This is a genomic window from Streptomyces sp. H27-C3, from assembly GCF_030063415.1.
Lineage (GTDB): Bacteria > Actinomycetota > Actinomycetes > Streptomycetales > Streptomycetaceae > Streptomyces.
In genome coordinates, this window is the sequence record NZ_JASITA010000024.1 from 65,553 (window position 1) to 84,287 (window position 18,735).

Genomic DNA, 18,735 nt, shown 5'->3' on the forward strand with positions numbered 1-18,735 from the left:
CATCAGGAATTCGGCGCCACCTTCGAAAGCCCGTTGATGATGCGGTCCATCGCGTCCCCGCCCGTCGGCTCCGTCAGGTTGGCCAGCATCTTCAGCGTGAACTTCATCAGCAGCGGGTGCGAGAGGCCGCGCTGGGTCGCCACCTTCATGATCTTCGGGTTGCCGATGAGCTTCACGAACGCGCGGCCCATCGTGTAGTAACCGCCGTACGTCTCCTTGAGGATCTTCGGGTACGCGTGCAGCGCCATCTCGCGCTGCGCCGGGGTCGCCCGCGCGTGCGCCTGGACGATGACGTCCGCCGCGATCTGGCCCGACTCCATCGCGTACGCGATGCCCTCCCCGTTGAACGGGTTGACCATGCCGCCCGCGTCACCCACCAGCAGCAGGCCCTTGGTGTAGTGCGGCTGGCGGTTGAAGGCCATCGGGAGCGCCGCGCCCCGGATCGGCATCGTCATGTTCTCCGGGGTGTAGCCCCAGTCCGCCGGCATCGACGCGCACCACGCCTTGAGCACCTCGCGCCAGTCCAGCTCCTTGAACGCCTTGGAGGAGTTCAGGATGCCGAGCCCGACATTCGACGTACCGTCGCCCATGCCGAAGATCCAGCCGTACCCGGGGAGCAGCCTGTCCTGGGGGCCGCGGCGGTCCCACAGCTCCAGCCAGGACTCCAGGTAGTCGTCGTCGTGGCGCGGGGACGTGAAGTACGTACGCACGGCGACGCCCATCGGGCGGTCCTCGCGGCGGTTCAGGCCCATGGCCAGGGACAGCCGGGTGGAGTTGCCGTCGGCCGCGACCACCAGGGGGGCGTGGAAGGTGACCTCGGTCTTCTCCTCGCCCATCTTCGCGTTGACGCCGGTGATGTGGCCCGTACGCGCGTCGACGATCGGCGCACCCACATTGCAGCGCTCGTACACCCGCGCGCCGGCCTTCCGCGCCTGGCGGGCGAGCTGCTCGTCGAAGTCGTCGCGCTTACGGACGAGCCCGTAGTCGGGGTACGAGGCCAGTTCCGGCCAGTCGAGCTGGAGGCGGACGCCGCCGCCGATGATGCGCAGGCCCTTGTTGCGCAGCCAGCCCGCCTCTTCGGAGATGTCGATCCCCATGGAGACGAGCTGCTTGGTGGCGCGCGGGGTGAGGCCGTCGCCGCAGACCTTCTCGCGCGGGAACGCCGTCTTTTCGAGCAGCAGGACGTCAAGTCCCGCCTTGGCCAGGTAGTACGCAGTCGTGGAGCCGGCGGGTCCGGCCCCGACGACGATCACATCTGCGGTGTGCTCGGAGAGGGGCTCGGTCACGGCGGAATCTCCCGAAGACTCGATATCGCGTGCTGAGAGGCACAGGGCAAGGGCAGTCTAAGGGGGCGTACTGATCACCGACTCGAAGGGTTGCCCCCTGTGACCGACATGACCGAGCGACCCCCCGTCATACAGCTGCGCGTGCCCACCGAGGAGGACGCCCTGGCCTGGCACCGGATCTTCGACGACCCCGAGGTGATGGAGTTCCACGGCGCTACGTCTGCGGAGCTTTCCGCGTACGACGAGCTGACCGCCCGGCAACGCAGACATGACGCCGAACGCGGTATCTGTCTGTGGACGATGCTTGACGAGTCGGGCGAGGTCATCGGCTTCACGGGCGCCCAGCCCTGGCCGCACACCTCCTTCGGCCCGGTGGGCGAGATCGAGATCGGGTGGCGGCTCGGGCGGGCGCACTGGGGCAAGGGCTATGTGACGGCTGCGGCGCGGGCCACGCTGGAGCGGGTGCGGGCGGCGGGGGTGACCGAGGTGGTGGCGATGGTGGACTCCCTCAACGAGCGGTCGATCGCGGTGACGCGGCGGCTGGGGATGGAGCGGGCGGAGACGTACACGTCGCCGGGGTCGGGGAGGACTGCGTACTGCTTCCGTCTGAGGCTGGATGAGGTGGATGAGGTGGGAGCGGTGAGTGCGGTGGGTGGAGTGGACGACGTGGATGAGGTGAAGCGGGCGACGGCCGTGGGTTCCGGCTGACCGGCCGGTCCCGTCCTGTCGCCGTCTCAGCTCGGCGCGTCCCGCTCCCGCTCCCGCTCCCGCTCCCGCTCCCGCTCCCGCTCCCGCTCCCGCTCCCGCTCCCGCTCCCGCTCCTCCGTGAGCGTGAGCGTGAGCGTGATCGCCTCCGCCGGGCAGAGCGTGGCGGCGTCCTCGTCGCGCTCGTCCCGCTCCTCCCGCGCCGGGGAGCAGCCGGGAGCGGCGGTCGATGTCGAGCGCGAATCGGTGGGGGCGGTCGCCGCGTAGATCCCGGCGCCGATGCAGACGCCCCGGTCGAGCTCGATACGACGCGGGGGGCTGATGCGGACTTGGGGGGCTCGGCGCTCGGCTTGCCGCTCTGGGCCACGGCGGGCTTGTCGTCCTTCACCATGTCGCTGCCGCCGTTGTCCTTGTCCTTGTCCTGGAGCAGCAGCGCGCCCGCGGTGGCGCCGCCGCCGATGATGAAGGCCGCTGCAAGCGTGCCGGTCCAGATCAGGACGCGCTTCCTGTGCTCGGGGTTCGGGGCGGGCGTGGGAGCGGGAGCGGGGGCGAGGGCCGACAGCTGGGTCGGTGCGTGTGCCTGCGGCTCTGGCTGTACGGGTGCGGGGGCGGCGCGCTTGAGGGCACCTCTAAAAGACCGACAGCCCCGTCAGCGTCGTGAAGCGGTCCAGTGCCGCCACTCCCGCCACCGAGTTGCCCCGTTCGTCCAGGCCGGGGCTCCATACGCCCAGCGTGCAGCGGCCGGGGACCACCGCGACGATTCCGCCGCCCACTCCGCTCTTGCCCGGCAGCCCTACCCGGTGGGCGAATTCGCCTGCCGCGTCGTACGTACCGCAGGTCAGCATCACCGCGTTGATCTGCTTCGCCTCGCTGCGGGTCAGCAGTCTCGTGTCGTCGGCGCGCAGGCCGTGGCGGGCCAGGAAGCGGGCCGCCAGGGCGAGGTCCGCGCAGCTCATCTCGATCGCGCACTGCCAGAAGTAGTGGTCGAGGAGGGTGGGGACGGGGTTGGCGATGTTGCCGTACGACGCCATGAAGTGGGCCAGGGCCGCGTTGCGGTCGCCGTTGGCCGTCTCCGACTGCGCGACCTCCGGGTCGAAGGCCAGGTCGGGATTTCCGCTCTCCTGGCGGAGGAATTCCAGGAGTTCGCTGCTCGCGTCGCCGGTGAGGCTCTGCAGGCGGTCGGTGACGACGAGCGCGCCCGCGTTGATGAAGGGGTTGCGCGGAATGCCGTTCTCGTACTCCAGCTGCACCAGCGAGTTGAACGGGTTGCCGGAGGGCTCGCGGCCGACGTGCTCCCAGAGGGTGTCGCCGCCCTGGGCCAGGACCATCGCGAGCGCGAAGACCTTGGTGATCGACTGCGCGGAGAAGGGCTGCTGCCAGTCCCCGACGCCGTACACCTTGCCGTCGACGTCCGCGATGGCCATGCCGAAGCGGCGCGGGTCGACGGAGGCGAGCGCCGGGATGTACTCGGCGAGCCTGCCGCGGCCGACCTGCGGGGCGACGTCCGCCGCGATCCGCTCCAGAATCGCCTGGTAGTCCATGGCTGTGACGGGCTTACCGGGAGCGGGGCCTGGTGCCGCGGTGCAGGGCCACCACACCGCCCGTCAGATTGCGCCAGGCCACCTTCGACCAGCCGGCCTGCTGGAGGCGCGCCGCCAGTGCGGGCTGGTCGGGCCACGCGCGGACCGACTCGGCGAGGTAGACGTACGCGTCCGGGTTGGAGGCGACCGTGGAGGCGACGGGCGGCAACGCGCGCATCAGGTACTCCATGTACACCGTGCGGAAGGGCTTCCAGGTCGGCTGCGAGAACTCGCAGATCACGACCCGCCCGCCGGGCTTCGTCACCCGGTACAGCTCACGCAGCGCCTGGTCCGTGTCCTGCACATTGCGCAGCCCGAAGGAGATGGTGACCGCGTCGAAGGTCTCGTCACGGAAGGGCAGCTTCGTGGCGTCACCGGCCGTGAAGGGCAGGTGAGCGTGGCGCTTCTTGCCCTCCCGCAGCATGCCGATCGAGAAGTCGCACGGCACGACGTACGCACCGGTCGCGGCGAACGGCAGCGACGAGGTGGCCGTGCCGGCCGCGAGGTCGAGGACCTTCTGCCCGGGGCGGGCGTCAACGGCGGCGGCGACCGCCTTGCGCCAGAACCTGCTCTGTCCGAGCGAGATCACGTCGTTGGTGAGGTCGTAGTTCGCGGCGACGTCGTCGAACATGGAGGCGACTTCGTGCGGCTGCTTTTCCAGGGAGGCTCGGGTCACGGTTCCATTGTGACGTGCGGTGCGTCGGAGCGCGGGGCAGGGTCACCCGCGGCGCGGGTGAGTGGGCCGCGCGGCCCTGCCCGCAGCATCGGGCGGCGGCACTCCTGGGGAGGGGACACGGTGGGGATAGGTACGAAGCGGTGGCTGATCGGCGGCCGGCTGGCCATGGTGCTGGGCGGCTGGTTCGTCACCGATGCGACGGACGACGCATTACGCCGACGAGTGGGCCGCAGCCCTCCACCACTGTGTCCTCGACGCCCTCGCCGCTGCCGGGCGCCTCCGGAGGGGGCGGTTGTCCCCCGGGACCGTCAGCGAGCCCCAGCACCGAGACCTCGGACGAGGTCACGATGACCGTGTGCCTCACCGACCGTGCCACGACAACCGACGACTGAGAGCCGGCAACCGCTTGGACCACCCGCCCACATCAGCGCGCCCGGTACACCATCCGCCCGGCGACGCAGGTCACCAGGCAGCTCCCGTCGTCGGCGAGCACCGCGAAGTCGGCCGGGCCCAAGACCGTCAGCGGCCGGAGCGTGGAGCGTACGGGCAGGCCCGAGCGCTCCACCGCGATCCGGACCGCCGGGCGGGTGAACGGCCCCGCCACGGACGTCGTGCCCGCCGCGAACAGCCGCTGGATTCCGCGCCGCGCCGCCGCGCCCCAGCGGACCTCGGTCATCCCGAGCGCTTCGAGCGCGGCGCCGGTCAGCGGCTCGGTGCCGAGGGCGTCGGCCTCGCGCGGGTCGGGCCAGTACGCGGCCTCCAGGAGCGCGACGGCGTCCGGCTCGTGGCGCCCCGGCGTGAGCCGCCCGTCCCACTCGCGGCTCCGGGCGCGGTCGCCGAAGGCGGCGTACAACTCCTCGTACGATCCGAGGGCCGCGATACGGTCGCCCTCGACGACGACCGCGTCCGCGCGGGCCCGGTGGATGGTCAGCACAGAGACGGACTAGTTCGCACTGAGCAGCTTCAGCTCCGGGTGGGCCGTACCGCCCTCGATGGCCGTCGACGACAGGTGCGAGACGACATGGTCGTCGACCGGGTCGTCCGCCGGGTCGACGTGCACATGGAGGTGCTCGTACGTCGTCGCGCGCTGCGCCGGGATGCGGCCCGCCTTGCGGATGAGATCGATGATCTCCATCCGGTTCGACCGGTGCTTCGCGCCCGCCGACGACACGACGTTCTCCTCCAGCATGATCGACCCGAGGTCGTCGGCGCCGTAGTGCAGCGAGAGCTGGCCGACCTCCTTGCCGACGGTCAGCCAGGAGCCCTGGATGTGCGCGACGTTGTCGAAGAAGAGCCGCGCGACGGCGATCAGCCGCAGGTACTCGAAGAGCGTGGCCTGTGTGCGGCCCTTCAGCGCGTTGTTCTGCGGCTGGTAGGTGTACGGGATGAACGCGCGGAAGCCGCCCGTCCGGTCCTGCACGTCGCGGATCATCGACAGGTGCTCGATGCGCTCGGCGTTGGTCTCGCCCGTACCCATGAGCATCGTGGAGGTCGACTCGACCCCCAGGTTGTGTGCCAGCTCCATGATCTCCAACCAGCGCTCGCCGGACTCCTTGAGCGGCGCGATGGCCTTGCGGGGCCGTGCGGGCAGCAGCTCGGCGCCCGCGCCCGCGAAGGAGTCGAGACCGGCCGCGTGGATCCGGGTGATCGCCTCCTCGGCGCTCACCCCGGAGATCCGCGCCATGTGCTCGACCTCGGACGCGCCGAGGGAGTGGATGACGAGCTGGGGGTACGCCGCCTTGATCGCGGCGAAGTGCTCCTCGTAGTACTCCACGCCGTAGTCCGGGTGGTGCCCGCCCTGGAACATGATCTGCGTGCCGCCCAGCTCGACGGTCTCCGCGCAGCGGCGCAGGATGTCGTCGAGGTCGCGGGTCCACACCTTGTCGCTCTTGGGCGCGGCGTAGAACGCGCAGAACTTGCACGCGGTGACGCACGAGTTCGTGTAGTTGATGTTGCGCTCGATGATGTACGTCGCGATCTCCTCCGTACCCGCGTAGCGACGGCGGCGCGCGGCATCGGCGGCCTTGCCGAGCGCGTGCAGCGGGGCCGAGCGGTAGAGGTCGAGCGCTTCCTCGGGGGTGATCCGCCCACCCTCGGCGGCACGGTCGAGGACGGGCTGAAGGTCGGCCTTCTCGGTCACTCGGTGTCCCTTTCGGCGGGGTACGGACGGACCGATCCAGCCTACGCCAGCCCACGGACACGACGGAGGCCGGTCGGGGCGCCCGGAACACCGTCCGGGCCCGGCCCCACGGACGTGCCCGGGCCGGACCACGGCTCGGGGCCGGCCCGGACATGCGCAGCGGGCCCGGCCCCACGGGCGTGCCCGGCCGGCGAGGTCTCAGCCCGCGAGCCCGCCCAGCAGGACGCCGAACAGCGCGCCGCAGATCATGAAGGGCCCCAGCGGCAGCGCGGACTTACGGCCCGCTCGGCCGGCGACGACGAGCCCGAGCCCGTACACCGCGCCGAGGAGCAGCCCGGCGAACGCCCCGGCGAAGAGCACGGCCCACCCGTACCAGCCGAGCACCACACCCACCACGAGCGCCAGCTTCACGTCTCCGAAGCCCATGCCTCTCGGGTTGATCAGGAACAGCACGAAGTAGCCGCCGCCGAGCGCGAGCCCGCCGAGCAGCGCGGCCGGCCAGGACCCGGCGTGCTCAGGCAGCAGCGCCGCGCCGCCGAGCAGCAGGGCGCCCGCGCCGGCGAGTGGCAGGGTCAGTACGTCGGGCAGGCGGTGCACGGCGAAGTCGATGTGCGCCAGGAGTACGGCGAAGGGCGCGAGCAGCAGCCAGACGGCCAGCTCGGGGCGCGCGCCGGTCCCGGCGGCCAGCAGTCCGCAGACGAGAGCGGTGGCGACGAGCGCGGGTGCGGGCCGCCCGTACACCGCACCGTCCTCCGCGCATCGCGCCCGTCCGAGCCAGCCGCCCGCGGGCCCGGTGATCGGGTGGCCGTCCGGGCAGTCCGTGCGCCAGGGCGTCTCCGGTTCGACGGAGAAGCGGTACCCGGCCCGGGGAATCAGCAGCCCGGCCGCGGCGCCCCACAGCACGGCGCCCACGATCAGCGCCAGGTACGGCATGTCCGGCCCGGACTCCCCCATGAGCTGCGGATCAGCCCGCTGCGGCGACGTTGGTGCGCCAGGACGGCAGCAGCTCGTCGAGCAGGGCCTCACTGCGCGGCGGCAGCAACCCGCGTGCGCCGCCGCCCAGTTCGCGGTTGCGCGCGACGAGGGAAGCGGCCAGCGCCTCCAGGCGGGCGGGGTCCCCGATGGCGTGCGTGGAGCGCAGCAACTCGTTCCACAGGCGCTCGTCGGACGGCGAGCTGAACAGGGCCGCTTCGAGGGCGGCGACCGCCTTCTCCGGGTGCTCCTTGTCCAGGTGGTGTGCGGACAGCGACAGCGCCACATCGGCGACGAGCAGCGGCAGCCGGGCGTCGATGATCTCGTGGGTGAGCCAGCGGTAGCGGCCCTCGGGCCGGTCGGCGAGCAGCGGCCCGCGCACCAGGCCGAGCGCGTCGGTGAGCAGCCGCTCCCGTACGGAGGCGCTGCGCGCGCCCCTGCCCTCGGTGGCTTCGTGGTGCAGCGAGCGCAGCACGTCGAGGTCGGAGACGACGGACGCGGCCAGCGTCATCCGGCCGGTGGCGTCCATGCCCAGACGCGGGGTGCCGTCGGGGTCGGTGCCGAGCCAGGCGCGGACGCGCTCGATGAGGGCGTCGCGCACGTCCTCGGTCGCGCCGCGCGGCCACAGCGCCGAGGCCAGGACCCGTGGGTGGACGCCTTCGCGGTGCAGCAGGAGCATCGCGAGCGCCTCGTGCATGAGCGGGCTGCGCTCGCTGTCCGGGCTGTCGAGGCCGATGATCTCGTACGGGCCGACGAGGCGTGCGTACACCGCGGGCCGGCCCTGCTCGGTGATGTCGACGAGGAAGGGGCGGGACGCGGCGGTCGCCGGGTCGGGGGTGTGGTTCGGGTCGGCCTCGACGAACAGCCGTACGACGGCCTCGTGCTGGGCGCGGGGCAGCAGTTGGGCTTCGAGTTCGAGCCCGAGGAGCGGGGCGAGCAGCTTGCCCGCGGCGGTGACTTCCAGCTCCCAGGCGGCGCCCGGGACGTTCTCCTGGTCCGTACCCATGAAATACCCGATGCCGAGCCGGCCCGCGTCGACGGCGAGTTCGGCGAGCTGCCTGGTCTCGTCCTCGGTCGGGTCGGCGCCGAGGAGTACGAGGTGGGGGGCCCAGCGGGTGCTCTGAGCCGGTCCGGTGCGGCCGGTGAGGACGGAGTCGTGGCCGGCCGTGCCGAGCGCGCTGCGGCGCTGGAGGGTCTCGGCCGACATGGCTTCGAGCATCCCTTCGACGTCGCCGAAGTGGCGCAGCCGGGTCGGGGCGAGGGCGCCGAGCTCGGCGCCGAAGCCGACGAGACTCACCGTCATGCGGTCCGACCAGCCGTTGGTGGCCAGCTCGGCGGCGACGGAGGAGAGGACGGACGCGCGGTCGGCCGGGGCGCCGGTCAGCGACACGATGCCGGGGACGGCCTCCAGGTTGAGCAGGAGCCGGGCGTCGTCGAGGGTGCCGATGCTGACGAGGCCCGGGTAGGGGGCCGCGGTCTCGGTCTCCTCGTACACCTCGGCGGCGGCCCGCTCCAGCCGCCAGAACGTCTGGTCCTGGCCGACCTGCCAGGGGGCGGGCGGCGCACCGGCGGGGTGCGCGAGCTGGAGATGCAGGTCGCCCCGGCTGAGCCAGGCCGCGTACACGACGGGCAGCGGCCGGGACTCGGCGCCGAGCGAGGCGGCGAGCCCGCGCAGGGACAGGTCGAGGAGGCGTACCGCCTCGGGGTCGGCCCCGACGAGGAGCGCGTCCTGCACGTCGGCTGCGGCGCCGGTCGGGGTGGGCGGCTCGGTGCCGCGGACACCGGCGACGGCGTTCATCGCGGACTGCCACAGGGTGTGGCGCCGGCGGCGGCCGAGTGCGGCGAGGAGACCGGCGGCGAGCAGGGGGGCGCCGATGAGGGCTTCGGGGAGCCCGAAGGAGAAGCCCTCATCGGCGGCGGGAGCCTCTTCGGCGACGGGGGCGGGCTGCTGAGCGGGGTCTTCGGCGGGACGCGGCTTGGGCATGGGGATCTGCCGGGTGTCGGAGTCACCACCGACGGAGCCGCTGCCACCACCGGCCCCCTGGGCGTGCTCACCGGACTTCGCGTACTCGGCGATCTGCTCACGCAGCTGCTCGGACACCTTCGGCGTCTCGTCGGGCATGTCGACGATCTCGCCGCCGTGCGCGTCCGCGGGCATCTCCATGATCCAGCCGGGCCGGATGAGGCTCGCCTGCGACAGCTTCGAACCGTCGGGCTGAACCCTGTCCTTGTTGAGCTGGTAGATCTCCTTGTAGCGGCGGCCGTCGTCGAGATGGCGCTCGGCGACCTCCCACAGCGAATCGTGGTGCCGCCCCTCGGGAGGCTGGATCCGGTAGAACTTCGTGGCGTCCTGCTTGCCGCTCTCGCTGGCGGCCTGTTCCCCCTGCGAGACGGCCTGTTCGGCGAGGGCGTTCGCGGTCTGCGCGTGCTGCTGCTGACCGAACGGCCCGCCGGGGGTCTGCTGCGCGGAGGCCGCGGTCGAAGGCCGGTGCTCGTTCTCCATCTGCTGCCCGAGCTGCGACATCCCCGGTGCGAAGCTGGCGGCGGTGGCCCCGACGAGCAGCAGCGCGGCGACCAGCTGCCGCGCCATCATCTGGGACGGTCCGGCGCCGGGCACCCGCGAGGGCATCCCGATCCCGGACAGCGCGGCCTTCATCTCGACGAGCACACACGCGGTGAACTGCGCCCACGCCAGCCAGACGACCACCGTAAGCACATGGACGAAGGCCATGACGGTGATCTCGCTCTGCAACGTCTCCAGCGACGGAAGCTCGTCGGGAAGCGGCCACCCCACAAAGGTGACGAGCGCCCCCGGAACGGCCACAAGGAGCACGGCCAGCGCGAGGAACGCGAGGAGCGCCTTGCCTATGTCAGCGGCGGAGCGCCGACGAGGCAAGGGCCTCGGCCGTGCGGTCGAGTCAGGGGTACTGCGCGCCATGGCGGGATTCCTGTGGGGATGAAGTGAGACCTGAGGAGCGAGCCTACTCAGTGGCTGTTGCAGGTGTCGAAGTTCTCGCGGCTCCGGTGCACAGCGGAGACCAATGGCACACCCGATACCTCACTGGGCGTACGAAAAGCCCGACTTGGTCCTGAGGTCCTCGGGCCTCAGCTCTCGTCTGTTGTTCTCGTCTGCTCGGTGTCTCAGGTGTCTTCGGATTCGAAGTCGTAGTCGAGGTCGTCGTCGGCGCGCAGCCTGAGGGAGCGGGCCAGCTCGTCGATGTCGTCCAGCGCCGACAAGACCCGTCCGGGCGCGGGCGAGGCCGTCACCATCACCAGGTCGCGGTCGAATTCCTTGTCGCGCCAGGCGTAGCGCAGACCGACGAGAAGTTCGGTGCTGCCCGGCATCGTGGAGTAGCGCAGCACGCGCAGCCCCTCGCCGAGGTCCTCAGTGGTGAAGGTCTCGACGATCGGCGTCTCGACCGCCTCCTTGTCGTCGGCCATCGTGAGGCGGCGGAGCTCCGTGTCGCGGTCGCCGACGGCGGGGAAGTCGGTGACGTATACCGGCAGCGGCATCGCACGGGGGTCGGGCAGGTGCAGGACGATCTCGTAACCGGGGAAGGCCCCGGGGTACTTCTCGACGCACGCCTGGAGGGTCTCGGCGAGGAACGCGACGCCTGCCTCGCCCGGGTCCACCTCCGAGTCGTCCCAGCAGTCCCGCGCGATCTCGACGGCCCACTCCGCGGGGGTCTGGTCACCGGGCGCCGGGGGCTCCGCGGCGTCGTCCTCGTTGACATCCGTCCACTGGATGGGGATCTCCAACCAGAGGTCGGAGTCGTAGTCGATGTCCAGCCAGCTCATTCTCTGCTCCAACGGAAAGTGGTCATGATGGCGTCGAACAATTCGACAGCCGCGTCCGCCAGTTCATCGTCCGGCGATCCACCTCCGACGGTGGAGAAGGCGACAGTGACCCAACGGTAGGCGTCCTTCGGGACCGGAACCGCGTAGTCGACGCGGCGCGTGGCGAGACCCGCGCTGTCGTTGGGATCAGCCGGAAGCATGATCTCGCGGCGGCTGCCGGCCGAGCCCGCGACCGTCGCCGAGCTGAACGCCCCCGTCCCGCCGTCCATGGACATGCGGGCGAGCATGGCCGCCTGGTCGGAGCGGCCGTCGCCGACCGATATCTCCGCCACGACGAAGGAAGCCGCGATCAGGGTGCCGCTCTGCTGCTCGAACGGGAGGTAGAGGTCGAGTCCCGCCCCCTTCTTCGCCTGGGCCACACCCTTGCGGAGGCGGCGTTCAAGCTCCAGGCGGTACGGCGTGACGCGGTCACGGGGGAAGCCGGCGGGCAGCCGGCCGCACGCCTCGGCCACCAGCTTGCGTACGGCGGCCTCCAGCTCCCGCTTGCGGCGCAGCGGGATCCTGATCCACCCGGGCGGGATGACCAGGGAGTAGCCGACAGGGGCGGCAGGCGGCGACGGCGGCTCGGTGGCCGATTCCTCGATCGGTGGACGGTCCTGCTGCGGCTCGACACTCATGGGGACAGCCTGCCCCACGGCTTGCGGCCCCGATTGCCCCCCGGTGGAAGCAGGGACTGTGGAACTGATGGAGCTGACGGAGCCTGTGGAATCTGCGAAGGCAGGACCTGAAGCGGCGCCGGAGACACTCTCGTCGCCCGTCCGCGTGGCGCCCGCCGGGCCCGCGCCCGGGTTCACCATGTCGAGCCCCGTTCCACCGTGAAGCCGTCCTTGAAGTCGTTGTAGCCCTCGATGGACGGCTTGAACGGCATGGCGTCGCTGCTGCCGACCATCTTGTCCGCGCCGTCCGCGGCCGTTCCCGTACCCCATGCCGCACGGAACCTGGCGTTGTACCGCTCCGCATTGGCCGAGGCGCTCTGGACCGCCGGATTGCCGGGGTTCGCGGCGCGCATGTGCTGGATGTCCTTGTAGTGGCTCATGAACTCCTTGTCGCCACCGGCCGTCACGGAATTGCGCTGGGACGCCTCGGGAAGCTCCCTCTGGCGTTCCTTGCGCGCGGCGTTGCGGGCGGCGTTGCGCTCCTGCTTGTCCCGGCGCTTGTTGGCCTTGTCGGCGCCGCGCTTGTTGCCCTTGGACTCTTTGGCGTTGCTGCGCTGGGAGTTCGACTTCGCACGGCCGGCGGCGTTCTCTGCCCGCGCCGAGCCCTTGGCCGCGCCACCCGCCGCCTGGGAGGAGGCGCTGCGCGTCGCGGTCTGGACGCCCTTGAGCCCCTTCAGCGCGATCTTGCCGACGCCCAGGGTGGCCAGGGCCAGGACGTCCATGCCGACGTCGTACCAGGACCCGTCGCCGGTGATCGCCAAGACCGTATGGCCAATGGCCACCGCCATGGTCAGACCGATGGCGAGTGCGGCGACCCAGCCCACGGGGGTGCAGAAAAGAGCCACGACAGCGATGGCCGTGGCCGCCCAACTCAATACGTCAATAGCGATCTTGACGTAGTCGACGATGCTTTCCCACCAGCTGTCCTCGATGATGTCGTCGATGCCGTCGCGGATCTTCTTCGCGTGCTTCCCCGCGGACGTGCCCCGTTCAGAGACGACGGTCCGCAGTGCGCTGCGCTCCGTCTTGTACGGGTCGTCGTCGCTGTCGCCGTCTTCCTTCTTCTTGTCCTTCCCGTCGTCCTTCTTGGCCTTGGCCGCCTCCTCGTCCTCTTTGCGCTTCGCGTCGGCGAGGATCTTGTCCGCGCGCCGTTGGAAGTCCTCCAGGTCGTTCGCCCAGCCGTCGAGGTGCCCGTTCACGCGCTCGTAGCGACCCGCGACCTCGCGCAGGTGCTTCTCCAGATCGCCGGACTCCTCGCGGAGCTTCTTGGCGGTCTTGCCCTTCAGCTCGTCGTCGTCGCCCATCCGCTTGATGGCGGTCGCCTGGTCGCGAAGCATCTTCGCGACCTTCCGCATCTCGGACGCCTCGGTACGAATCTCCTCGGGGCTGCCGGGTACCGGGTCCTTCTCCTCCAGCGGACTCCAGTCCGTGGGCCGCGTCTTCGCCATTACTTCTTCTTCCGGGCACGCTCGGCGAGTTCTTTGTCCAGCCCGTCGAAGCCGTCGATGGTGGCGGTGACCATCTTCCCGAGGGCGTCGATGTTACTGAGGAACTTCTTGCGGTAGTTGTCCCAGTTGTCTACGAAGTCATCCATGGCGTCGGCTATCTCACCACTACCCCAGTAGGGGCGCATGTGGTCCTTTTGTTTGTCGAGCCCCTCGAATTCCGTCTTCAGAGTGCCCAGTCGCTTCTCCGACTCCAGGAGCACATCCACATTGATGATCAGATCCGCGTCCCCCACGAATCCCCCTAACTGATCGGCGCTTCCCCCGGCCACCCCATGTGCGGGCTGTCCGGGATCGGTTGACATGCAGGCTGCTGCCGCGCTTGAGGTGGCTTGTTCCCGACGCAGCCGGCCTGCGAAGGAATGATGCCTGACGGGTGAGCCGAGGCGCCCGGCCGGTCACCCGACGGGGCACGACCGTCACCGGGTGAGGCAAGCGGCGGGCGCCGCCCGGTGGTTGACTGATCGACTCCCGTCGACTCCCGGTGGAGCGAGGCAGGCACAGGAGTGACGACGCTACTCAAGGGGCGCATGGTTTCGCCAGGCAGGAAGTGTGAAGTTCGCAGCGCTCTGGCGCCACGGGGCGCCGACCACGGCCGGCGCTCCCCGAAGCCCGGAGCTTCGGGGCCGCCGGTCGCCGGGTTGGTTCCGGGGGCGGGCGCACTCCCGGGCTGCTGGGCACGTAAGGGGGCGTCGGGGGCGAGGGAGGCCGGTCACGGCTGGCCGGAAAGCCTCACGGCCAGGAGCTCAACGACTCGGCGGCCGACCGGTAGCCGCCGCCACCGGGGACCCGACGGTCGAGAGCCCGTCCACCAGGAGCTTCGCCAGTTCGTTCGTATAGTCATCAAGGGCCAACCCGCGCCGCCGGGTTGGAGGGGCTCACCATCCGGAAGGCGCCATGACATGACAGCCGAAGCGGCGCTCGGGGGCTCGCTCCGTATTCCGCCTGCTGCCCAGCATGAGCGAGTTCCAGACCCCCGCTGCTCGATCGTATGGAGGGCCGCCACCTCACCCACGGCAGGGGTTCGCTCCAGCGGCCAGTGGGCGCAACTTCACCGCGTCCTGGTCGGCGACCTCCAGAAATTAGCCGCCTCAGGGAGGAGCTTCGGGCGCACTGTGCGCTGGGCTGCCCAGCGCACGTAAGGTCACTGCGGCCATCACACCAGCCCCAAAGATTGACACCCGCCCGCAGATCCCACCGGGTAAATTGGTGTCGCGTTCCGTTACCGCTGTTTCGTCCGAGCTCGACGACTCCGCACAGGAAGTCGACACTCGGAGGCGACTCACGGAGGCGACAGACAGGCTCGACACACAGGAAGTCGACAGACAGGAAGAGGATCACCATGGCCCAGAAGCCCGACCTGGCGCTCCCCCTCAGCGAACTCGAAACTTTCGGCGGACGGCTCCGTTCCATCAAGACCCGCATGAACCGCACGAAGAAGACCTTCGAGTCCTACCGGGAGGATGTCGGCGACAAGAGGGTGTACGACGCCCTCGACGACTTCGAGTCGAACTGGGAGGACGGCCGCGAGGACATCGGCCAGCAACTCACCGCGCTGGCCGAGATGTCGGACGCGGTGGTCCGCGAGTTCAAGAAGCTGGACGACGACCTGGCGAAGCAGGTCTCCGAGGGCGTCAAGCCCAAGGAGCCGGAGAAGAAGTAGGCGGTCAGCTTCAACGACTGATCGCTTTGGATCTCCTGCGGGCTTTCCCCGAAACCCTGATGGGCAAGCGGAGCTGATGCCGGTCGGTCAGCCCGCGACGGACTCGGCGGTCGCTCTTCCGCTCACTGTCAGCGCCGACTTGTAGAACATGCCGGTGAGGATCGGGTTGTAGGTCAGCGAGATCTCGACCTCGACCTGCTGCGCGCTCGCCGCGGTGCAGCCCGACGCCGCGATGTCCGGGCCCGACAGGCCCAGTTCCTGGGCGAATTCACTCACCCGCGCGTCGCAGTTCTGGAAGTTGATGGGCGCGGCCCCGCCCTCACCGACGTACAGCGCTTCCCTGTCGACGTCCTGCGCGGCGAACCGCGCCGCCTGCTCCGCTATGTCCGCCGCGCGCTCGCGCTGCGAGATGGACAGGCCGCCGTCGATGACGAACGCGGCCAGGGCCAGGAACACGAACGCGAAGATGATGACGGCCGCGGCGCCCGAGCCACTGTCGTCCATGTGCGCGCGGCGCGACTCCGCCCACCCGACGAGCGTACGTATGGGCCTCATGCCGCCCTCCTGTACGGGTCGAGCGGGGACGTCGAGCGGCCGGTCAACTCCGTGGGGAGGTCCAGGCCCAGCATCTTCAGGCCGCGGACCGTGCAGCTGACCTCGACGGTGAAGAAGCCACCGGGCTCGAAGCCATCGCTCGTCTGTGTCACCGTCACGGGGCCCGAGCAGACATCCGTCAGGTTCGCCGACGCGGCCCTCTTCGCCTCCGACATCGCCGTCCCTCTGTCCTTCTGGATCGAGCCGGCCCGCGCCGCGTCGCGCGCGGCGCTGTCGATCGCGCCGCGCCCCTCGACGAGCTGGCCGAAGCCCACCAGGACCAGGATGAAGAGGATCATCACCGGGGCGAGGATCACGACCTCGACGGTGGACAGGCCACGGTCGGACTCGTGGGAGGACGCCGCACACAGGCGGTCACGCAACCGGTCGCGTACGCGGTGAACCCACACGTCAGCCACCTTCCTCGACGAACCGTTCCACCGGTCCCATCGACTGCGCGTGCACCGTCAGGTCCAGTCCGGGAAAGACGGACGGCACCCTCCCGGTGACCTCCACCCCGACCGTGTTCTGCTCCGGCTGCAGCATCGTGATCTCCGGGCCGAGCACCAACTGCGGGCCCAGTTGCCGGATGTAGCTGTCCGCGACACCCCGCGCCTTGCCCTCCCAGCCGCCCGGATTCTCGTCCGCCTCCGCACGCGCCTCACGGGCGCCCGCCTGCGCGGCGGCCTGGGCGACGTGGTCGGCGAAGGAGTAGAGCGCGAACTGCACCGTCGCGAAGATCATGAAGAAGAGGACCGGCGTGAGCAGGACGAACTCGATCGCGGTCATGCCGGAGTCACCGCGGGTGCGAGCTGCCTGCACCCTGCGGCGTACGAACCTCCGTGCCCGCGTGCCCATGCCGTTGTTCCTCATCTACGTGATCTGCCGGTACGTGATCTGCCGGTACGTGATCTGCCGGCGACTGTCGTACGTCCGCTCAGCAGGTGCCGGACTGATCGGCGCCGGCGATGCAGTCGCCGACCTTGTTCGCGCCGCCCTCCAGCGCCGTGTTGATGATCGCCGCGACCACACCGACGATCGCGACCACGACCGCCGAGATGATCACCCATTCCACGGCGGAGGCGCCGCGGTCGGTGTCCTCGGAGCGTGCGCGCTCCACTCGGGCCTGCAGGAAAGTGACCAGGAAGTCGACCGCCGGGTGGCTGAAGGAGAAGCCGTTCTTGAAGTTCATGGGAGGCAGTTCCTCTCTGATAGTGGGAACAGGGAAAAGTGGCACGGGTTCAGACTTGGAAGACGCGCATCGCGGCCGGGTAGATCAGGAAAACGAGAAAGCCCGCACAGAGCAACAGCTGAGCCACCAGCATCGACTGCGACTTCTCGCCCGCGCTGCCCTCGATCTCCGCCATCTCCCGGTGGCGCATCGTCTCGGCCCTGGACGCCAGTGACTCCCGTACCTTCGCGCCGTCGTCCGCGACCAGCGCGAGTGAAGCCGACAGGTCCTTGAGCTCGTCGATGCCCAACTCCTCGCCGAGGCTGCCCAGCGCCTGCCACTGGCTCACGCCGGTGATCCGCGCGTCCGCGAGTGTTCCGCGGATACGGCGCAACGCCCAGCCGTCGCTCACGTCGGCCGCCGCCATCAGTGCCTCGGGCAGGCCTCGGCCGCCCGCGAGGTTCATCGCGACCAGGTCCAGATACGCACCGATCACGCGCCGCAGGTCACGCCGCTTGTCGGCGGCGTCCCTGCGGACCTCGAGGTCGGGCAGCATGAAGAATCCGATGCCGCAGAGCAGCGCCAGCCAGACCGGGATCATCGGGCTGCTGCCGAACCCGATGGCCCAGCCGACCGCGAAGAGCAGCGGGCCGAAGAAGAGACCCGCCACACCCAGCAGCACCTTGGTCGCCAGGAACTTCTCCCAGCCGCGCTCCAGGACGTTCAGGTCGGCGCGCAGGGACCGCTGTTCCCAGCCCTGCTGCCGGTAGAAGTCGCTGATGCGCTCCCCGAGCCGGGAGCGCGAAGACGCGAACCGCCCGGTGTCCCGCTGGACCGCCGCACGCCCCGCGTGCGCGCCCCGGGCGCGCAGCGCGTCGATCTGCGCGACCCGTGAGAGCGCGCCCTGCCTGGACGGCATGAGGGCCCGTACGAGTGCGTAAATACCAAGCCCGAGGATCGCCCCGAGCACCAGTGTCGTCGTCATCGCATGACCACCTCCTCCGCCTCTCCCCGAGGACGTACGAATTGCACGGACGGTTCATCGCGGACCAGAAAACGTGCCGGGGTGTCGATCCGGGACAGCTTGCGCAGCCACCAGAACCCGAGGGCGAACAGCCCACAGACGCAGGCGAGCACGAGCTGGCCGACGGCCGTTCCGTACGGCTCGACGAACTCACGGTTGAAGACGGCCAGGCCGAGCACGAAGGAGACGCTGACGGCCACCACGATCTGGACGCTGCGCCGGGTGCTGGAGCGCTGGGCCATCACGCGCTGGCGCATGTCGACCTCCTCGCGGGCCGACTTCGCGAGCGCGCCGAGCACTTCGCGCAGACCGGGCCCGCGCAGCCGCGAGTTGAGGATGAGGGCGGCGACGATGATGTCGGCCGAGGCGTCGTCGAGGTCGTCGGCGAGCTGCTGGAGCGCGTCGGGCAGCGGCGTACGCGCGCGCAGCCGGTCGACCATCGCCTCCAGGTGCGGACGCAGCGCGGGGGCCGCGGCGCGGGCCGCGGCGGGGATGGCCTGCTCCAGGCCGACCGCGCCCGCGATCGTGTCGCGCAGCGATTCGGTCCAGGCGGCCAGTGCCTCGACGCGGCGCATCGCGACGCGCTCCTCGCCGGCGCCGCCGAAGAGGCGGTCCCAGAAGAAGACGAGGATGCCCGCGGCGACGCCCGCCACCGTCCAGCGGGTGACGAGGAGGACGGCCATGCCGACACCGACGGCGAGCGAGCCGCGCCGGCCGGCGAACGCGGCGAGTTCACGGAGGCGTTCACCCGCCTTCTCCTTCTCGTGCGCGGGCTTCACGGGCAGCCCGCGGATCGCGGTGATCAGCAGCGCGAGTCCACCGCCCACGGCGATGCCGCACAGCAGCATGTAGAGGACGGGCAGCGAGAAGATGCCGCCCATGCCGGTCAGTCGCTCCATCGAGCG

At 70.4% G+C, this 18,735-nt stretch carries 20 protein-coding genes; 3 read left to right on the forward strand and 17 right to left on the reverse strand.

Going from position 1 to position 18,735, the window contains the following annotated elements; translation table 11 throughout:
- Nucleotides 1–2 precede the first annotated feature (2 nt).
- A complete protein-coding gene (locus QMK30_RS23245; RefSeq protein ID WP_283520232.1) occupies nucleotides 3–1,286 on the reverse strand; it encodes a geranylgeranyl reductase family protein in 1,284 nt (427 codons plus the stop codon).
- Nucleotides 1,287–1,394: 108 nt separating this feature from the next.
- On the opposite strand from QMK30_RS23245, the gene QMK30_RS23250 reads away from it, so the two are divergent.
- Complete coding sequence (locus tag QMK30_RS23250; RefSeq protein WP_283520233.1) at nucleotides 1,395–1,994, forward strand: GNAT family N-acetyltransferase; 600 nt, start codon at nucleotides 1,395–1,397, stop codon at nucleotides 1,992–1,994.
- A 129-nt stretch (nucleotides 1,995–2,123) separates the two neighbouring features.
- A complete protein-coding gene (locus tag QMK30_RS23255) occupies nucleotides 2,124–2,258 on the forward strand; it encodes a hypothetical protein (RefSeq protein WP_283520234.1) in 135 nt (44 codons plus the stop codon).
- A gap of 362 nt (nucleotides 2,259–2,620) precedes the next feature.
- Here the strand turns inward: QMK30_RS23255 and QMK30_RS23260 are convergent, their stop codons facing one another.
- The 10 genes from QMK30_RS23260 to QMK30_RS23305 all read right to left on the reverse strand — a co-directional run bounded on the left by QMK30_RS23260 (nucleotide 2,621) and on the right by QMK30_RS23305 (nucleotide 13,614).
- Nucleotides 2,621–3,532 carry a glutaminase gene (locus QMK30_RS23260; RefSeq protein ID WP_283520235.1) on the reverse strand — a complete coding sequence of 304 codons (912 nt, stop codon included), beginning with the start codon at nucleotides 3,530–3,532 and terminating at the stop codon, nucleotides 2,621–2,623.
- Nucleotides 3,533–3,545: 13 nt separating this feature from the next.
- Nucleotides 3,546–4,247 carry a demethylmenaquinone methyltransferase gene (locus tag QMK30_RS23265; RefSeq protein WP_283520236.1) on the reverse strand — a complete coding sequence of 234 codons (702 nt, stop codon included), beginning with the start codon at nucleotides 4,245–4,247 and terminating at the stop codon, nucleotides 3,546–3,548.
- 424 nt (nucleotides 4,248–4,671) lie between these two features.
- Complete coding sequence (locus QMK30_RS23270; protein ID WP_283520237.1) at nucleotides 4,672–5,181, reverse strand: imidazolonepropionase-like domain-containing protein; 510 nt, start codon at nucleotides 5,179–5,181, stop codon at nucleotides 4,672–4,674.
- A gap of 9 nt (nucleotides 5,182–5,190) precedes the next feature.
- Nucleotides 5,191–6,387: a cyclic dehypoxanthinyl futalosine synthase gene (mqnC, locus tag QMK30_RS23275; protein ID WP_283520238.1), complete on the reverse strand. Its 1,197-nt coding sequence runs from the start codon at nucleotides 6,385–6,387 to the stop codon at nucleotides 5,191–5,193.
- A gap of 198 nt (nucleotides 6,388–6,585) precedes the next feature.
- A complete protein-coding gene (locus QMK30_RS23280) occupies nucleotides 6,586–7,320 on the reverse strand; it encodes a prepilin peptidase (RefSeq protein WP_283520239.1) in 735 nt (244 codons plus the stop codon).
- 31 nt (nucleotides 7,321–7,351) lie between these two features.
- Nucleotides 7,352–10,297 (reverse strand): AfsR/SARP family transcriptional regulator, encoded by a 2,946-nt coding sequence (locus QMK30_RS23285; protein ID WP_283520240.1) that lies wholly within the window; start codon nucleotides 10,295–10,297, stop codon nucleotides 7,352–7,354.
- Between the two features lie 203 nt (nucleotides 10,298–10,500).
- Nucleotides 10,501–11,157 (reverse strand): hypothetical protein, encoded by a 657-nt coding sequence (locus QMK30_RS23290; protein WP_283520241.1) that lies wholly within the window; start codon nucleotides 11,155–11,157, stop codon nucleotides 10,501–10,503.
- A complete protein-coding gene (locus tag QMK30_RS23295) occupies nucleotides 11,154–11,834 on the reverse strand; it encodes a hypothetical protein (RefSeq protein WP_283520242.1) in 681 nt (226 codons plus the stop codon). Before QMK30_RS23295 ends, QMK30_RS23290 begins: the two co-directional genes overlap by 4 nt.
- 173 nt (nucleotides 11,835–12,007) lie before the next feature.
- On the reverse strand, nucleotides 12,008–13,321 hold the full coding sequence (locus QMK30_RS23300) for a hypothetical protein (protein ID WP_283520243.1): 1,314 nt from the start codon (nucleotides 13,319–13,321) through the stop codon (nucleotides 12,008–12,010).
- Nucleotides 13,321–13,614 (reverse strand): hypothetical protein, encoded by a 294-nt coding sequence (locus QMK30_RS23305; protein WP_283520244.1) that lies wholly within the window; start codon nucleotides 13,612–13,614, stop codon nucleotides 13,321–13,323. Before QMK30_RS23305 ends, QMK30_RS23300 begins: the two co-directional genes overlap by 1 nt.
- A gap of 1,106 nt (nucleotides 13,615–14,720) precedes the next feature.
- On the opposite strand from QMK30_RS23305, the gene QMK30_RS23310 reads away from it, so the two are divergent.
- Nucleotides 14,721–15,041 (forward strand): hypothetical protein, encoded by a 321-nt coding sequence (locus tag QMK30_RS23310; protein WP_283520245.1) that lies wholly within the window; start codon nucleotides 14,721–14,723, stop codon nucleotides 15,039–15,041.
- Between the two features lie 87 nt (nucleotides 15,042–15,128).
- On the opposite strand, the gene QMK30_RS23315 is transcribed toward QMK30_RS23310, so the two are convergent.
- The 6 genes from QMK30_RS23315 to QMK30_RS23340 all read right to left on the reverse strand — a co-directional run bounded on the left by QMK30_RS23315 (nucleotide 15,129) and on the right by QMK30_RS23340 (nucleotide 18,729).
- Entirely contained in the window at nucleotides 15,129–15,596 is a 468-nt protein-coding gene (locus tag QMK30_RS23315; protein WP_283520246.1) for a pilus assembly protein TadG-related protein, read from the reverse strand.
- Complete coding sequence (locus QMK30_RS23320) at nucleotides 15,593–16,018, reverse strand: TadE/TadG family type IV pilus assembly protein (RefSeq protein WP_283520283.1); 426 nt, start codon at nucleotides 16,016–16,018, stop codon at nucleotides 15,593–15,595. Before QMK30_RS23320 ends, QMK30_RS23315 begins: the two co-directional genes overlap by 4 nt.
- Before the next feature lie 28 nt (nucleotides 16,019–16,046).
- On the reverse strand, nucleotides 16,047–16,493 hold the full coding sequence (locus QMK30_RS23325; RefSeq protein WP_283520247.1) for a TadE family protein: 447 nt from the start codon (nucleotides 16,491–16,493) through the stop codon (nucleotides 16,047–16,049).
- 79 nt (nucleotides 16,494–16,572) lie between these two features.
- Complete coding sequence (locus QMK30_RS23330) at nucleotides 16,573–16,827, reverse strand: hypothetical protein (protein WP_283520248.1); 255 nt, start codon at nucleotides 16,825–16,827, stop codon at nucleotides 16,573–16,575.
- A 49-nt stretch (nucleotides 16,828–16,876) separates the two neighbouring features.
- On the reverse strand, nucleotides 16,877–17,791 hold the full coding sequence (locus tag QMK30_RS23335; protein WP_283520249.1) for a type II secretion system F family protein: 915 nt from the start codon (nucleotides 17,789–17,791) through the stop codon (nucleotides 16,877–16,879).
- Entirely contained in the window at nucleotides 17,788–18,729 is a 942-nt protein-coding gene (locus QMK30_RS23340; protein ID WP_502963205.1) for a type II secretion system F family protein, read from the reverse strand. Before QMK30_RS23340 ends, QMK30_RS23335 begins: the two co-directional genes overlap by 4 nt.
- Nucleotides 18,730–18,735 lie beyond the last annotated feature (6 nt).

What these genes read in the sequence shown, in the direction of transcription:
- QMK30_RS23250 (WP_283520233.1), top strand. Translation starts at nt 1,395, where the DNA reads ATGACCGAGCGACCCCCCGTCATACAGCTGCGCGTGCCCACCGAGGAG.
- QMK30_RS23260 (WP_283520235.1), bottom strand. Translation starts at nt 3,532, where the DNA reads ATGGACTACCAGGCGATTCTGGAGCGGATCGCGGCGGACGTCGCCCCG.
- QMK30_RS23280 (WP_283520239.1), bottom strand. Translation starts at nt 7,320, where the DNA reads ATGCCGTACCTGGCGCTGATCGTGGGCGCCGTGCTGTGGGGCGCCGCG.
- QMK30_RS23285 (WP_283520240.1), bottom strand. Translation starts at nt 10,297, where the DNA reads ATGGCGCGCAGTACCCCTGACTCGACCGCACGGCCGAGGCCCTTGCCT.
- QMK30_RS23290 (WP_283520241.1), bottom strand. Translation starts at nt 11,157, where the DNA reads ATGAGCTGGCTGGACATCGACTACGACTCCGACCTCTGGTTGGAGATC.
- QMK30_RS23295 (WP_283520242.1), bottom strand. Translation starts at nt 11,834, where the DNA reads ATGAGTGTCGAGCCGCAGCAGGACCGTCCACCGATCGAGGAATCGGCC.
- QMK30_RS23300 (WP_283520243.1), bottom strand. Translation starts at nt 13,321, where the DNA reads ATGGCGAAGACGCGGCCCACGGACTGGAGTCCGCTGGAGGAGAAGGAC.
- QMK30_RS23310 (WP_283520245.1), top strand. Translation starts at nt 14,721, where the DNA reads ATGGCCCAGAAGCCCGACCTGGCGCTCCCCCTCAGCGAACTCGAAACT.
- QMK30_RS23315 (WP_283520246.1), bottom strand. Translation starts at nt 15,596, where the DNA reads ATGAGGCCCATACGTACGCTCGTCGGGTGGGCGGAGTCGCGCCGCGCG.
- QMK30_RS23325 (WP_283520247.1), bottom strand. Translation starts at nt 16,493, where the DNA reads ATGGGCACGCGGGCACGGAGGTTCGTACGCCGCAGGGTGCAGGCAGCT.
- QMK30_RS23330 (WP_283520248.1), bottom strand. Translation starts at nt 16,827, where the DNA reads ATGAACTTCAAGAACGGCTTCTCCTTCAGCCACCCGGCGGTCGACTTC.
- QMK30_RS23335 (WP_283520249.1), bottom strand. Translation starts at nt 17,791, where the DNA reads ATGACGACGACACTGGTGCTCGGGGCGATCCTCGGGCTTGGTATTTAC.
- QMK30_RS23340 (WP_502963205.1), bottom strand. Translation starts at nt 18,729, where the DNA reads ATGGAGCGACTGACCGGCATGGGCGGCATCTTCTCGCTGCCCGTCCTC.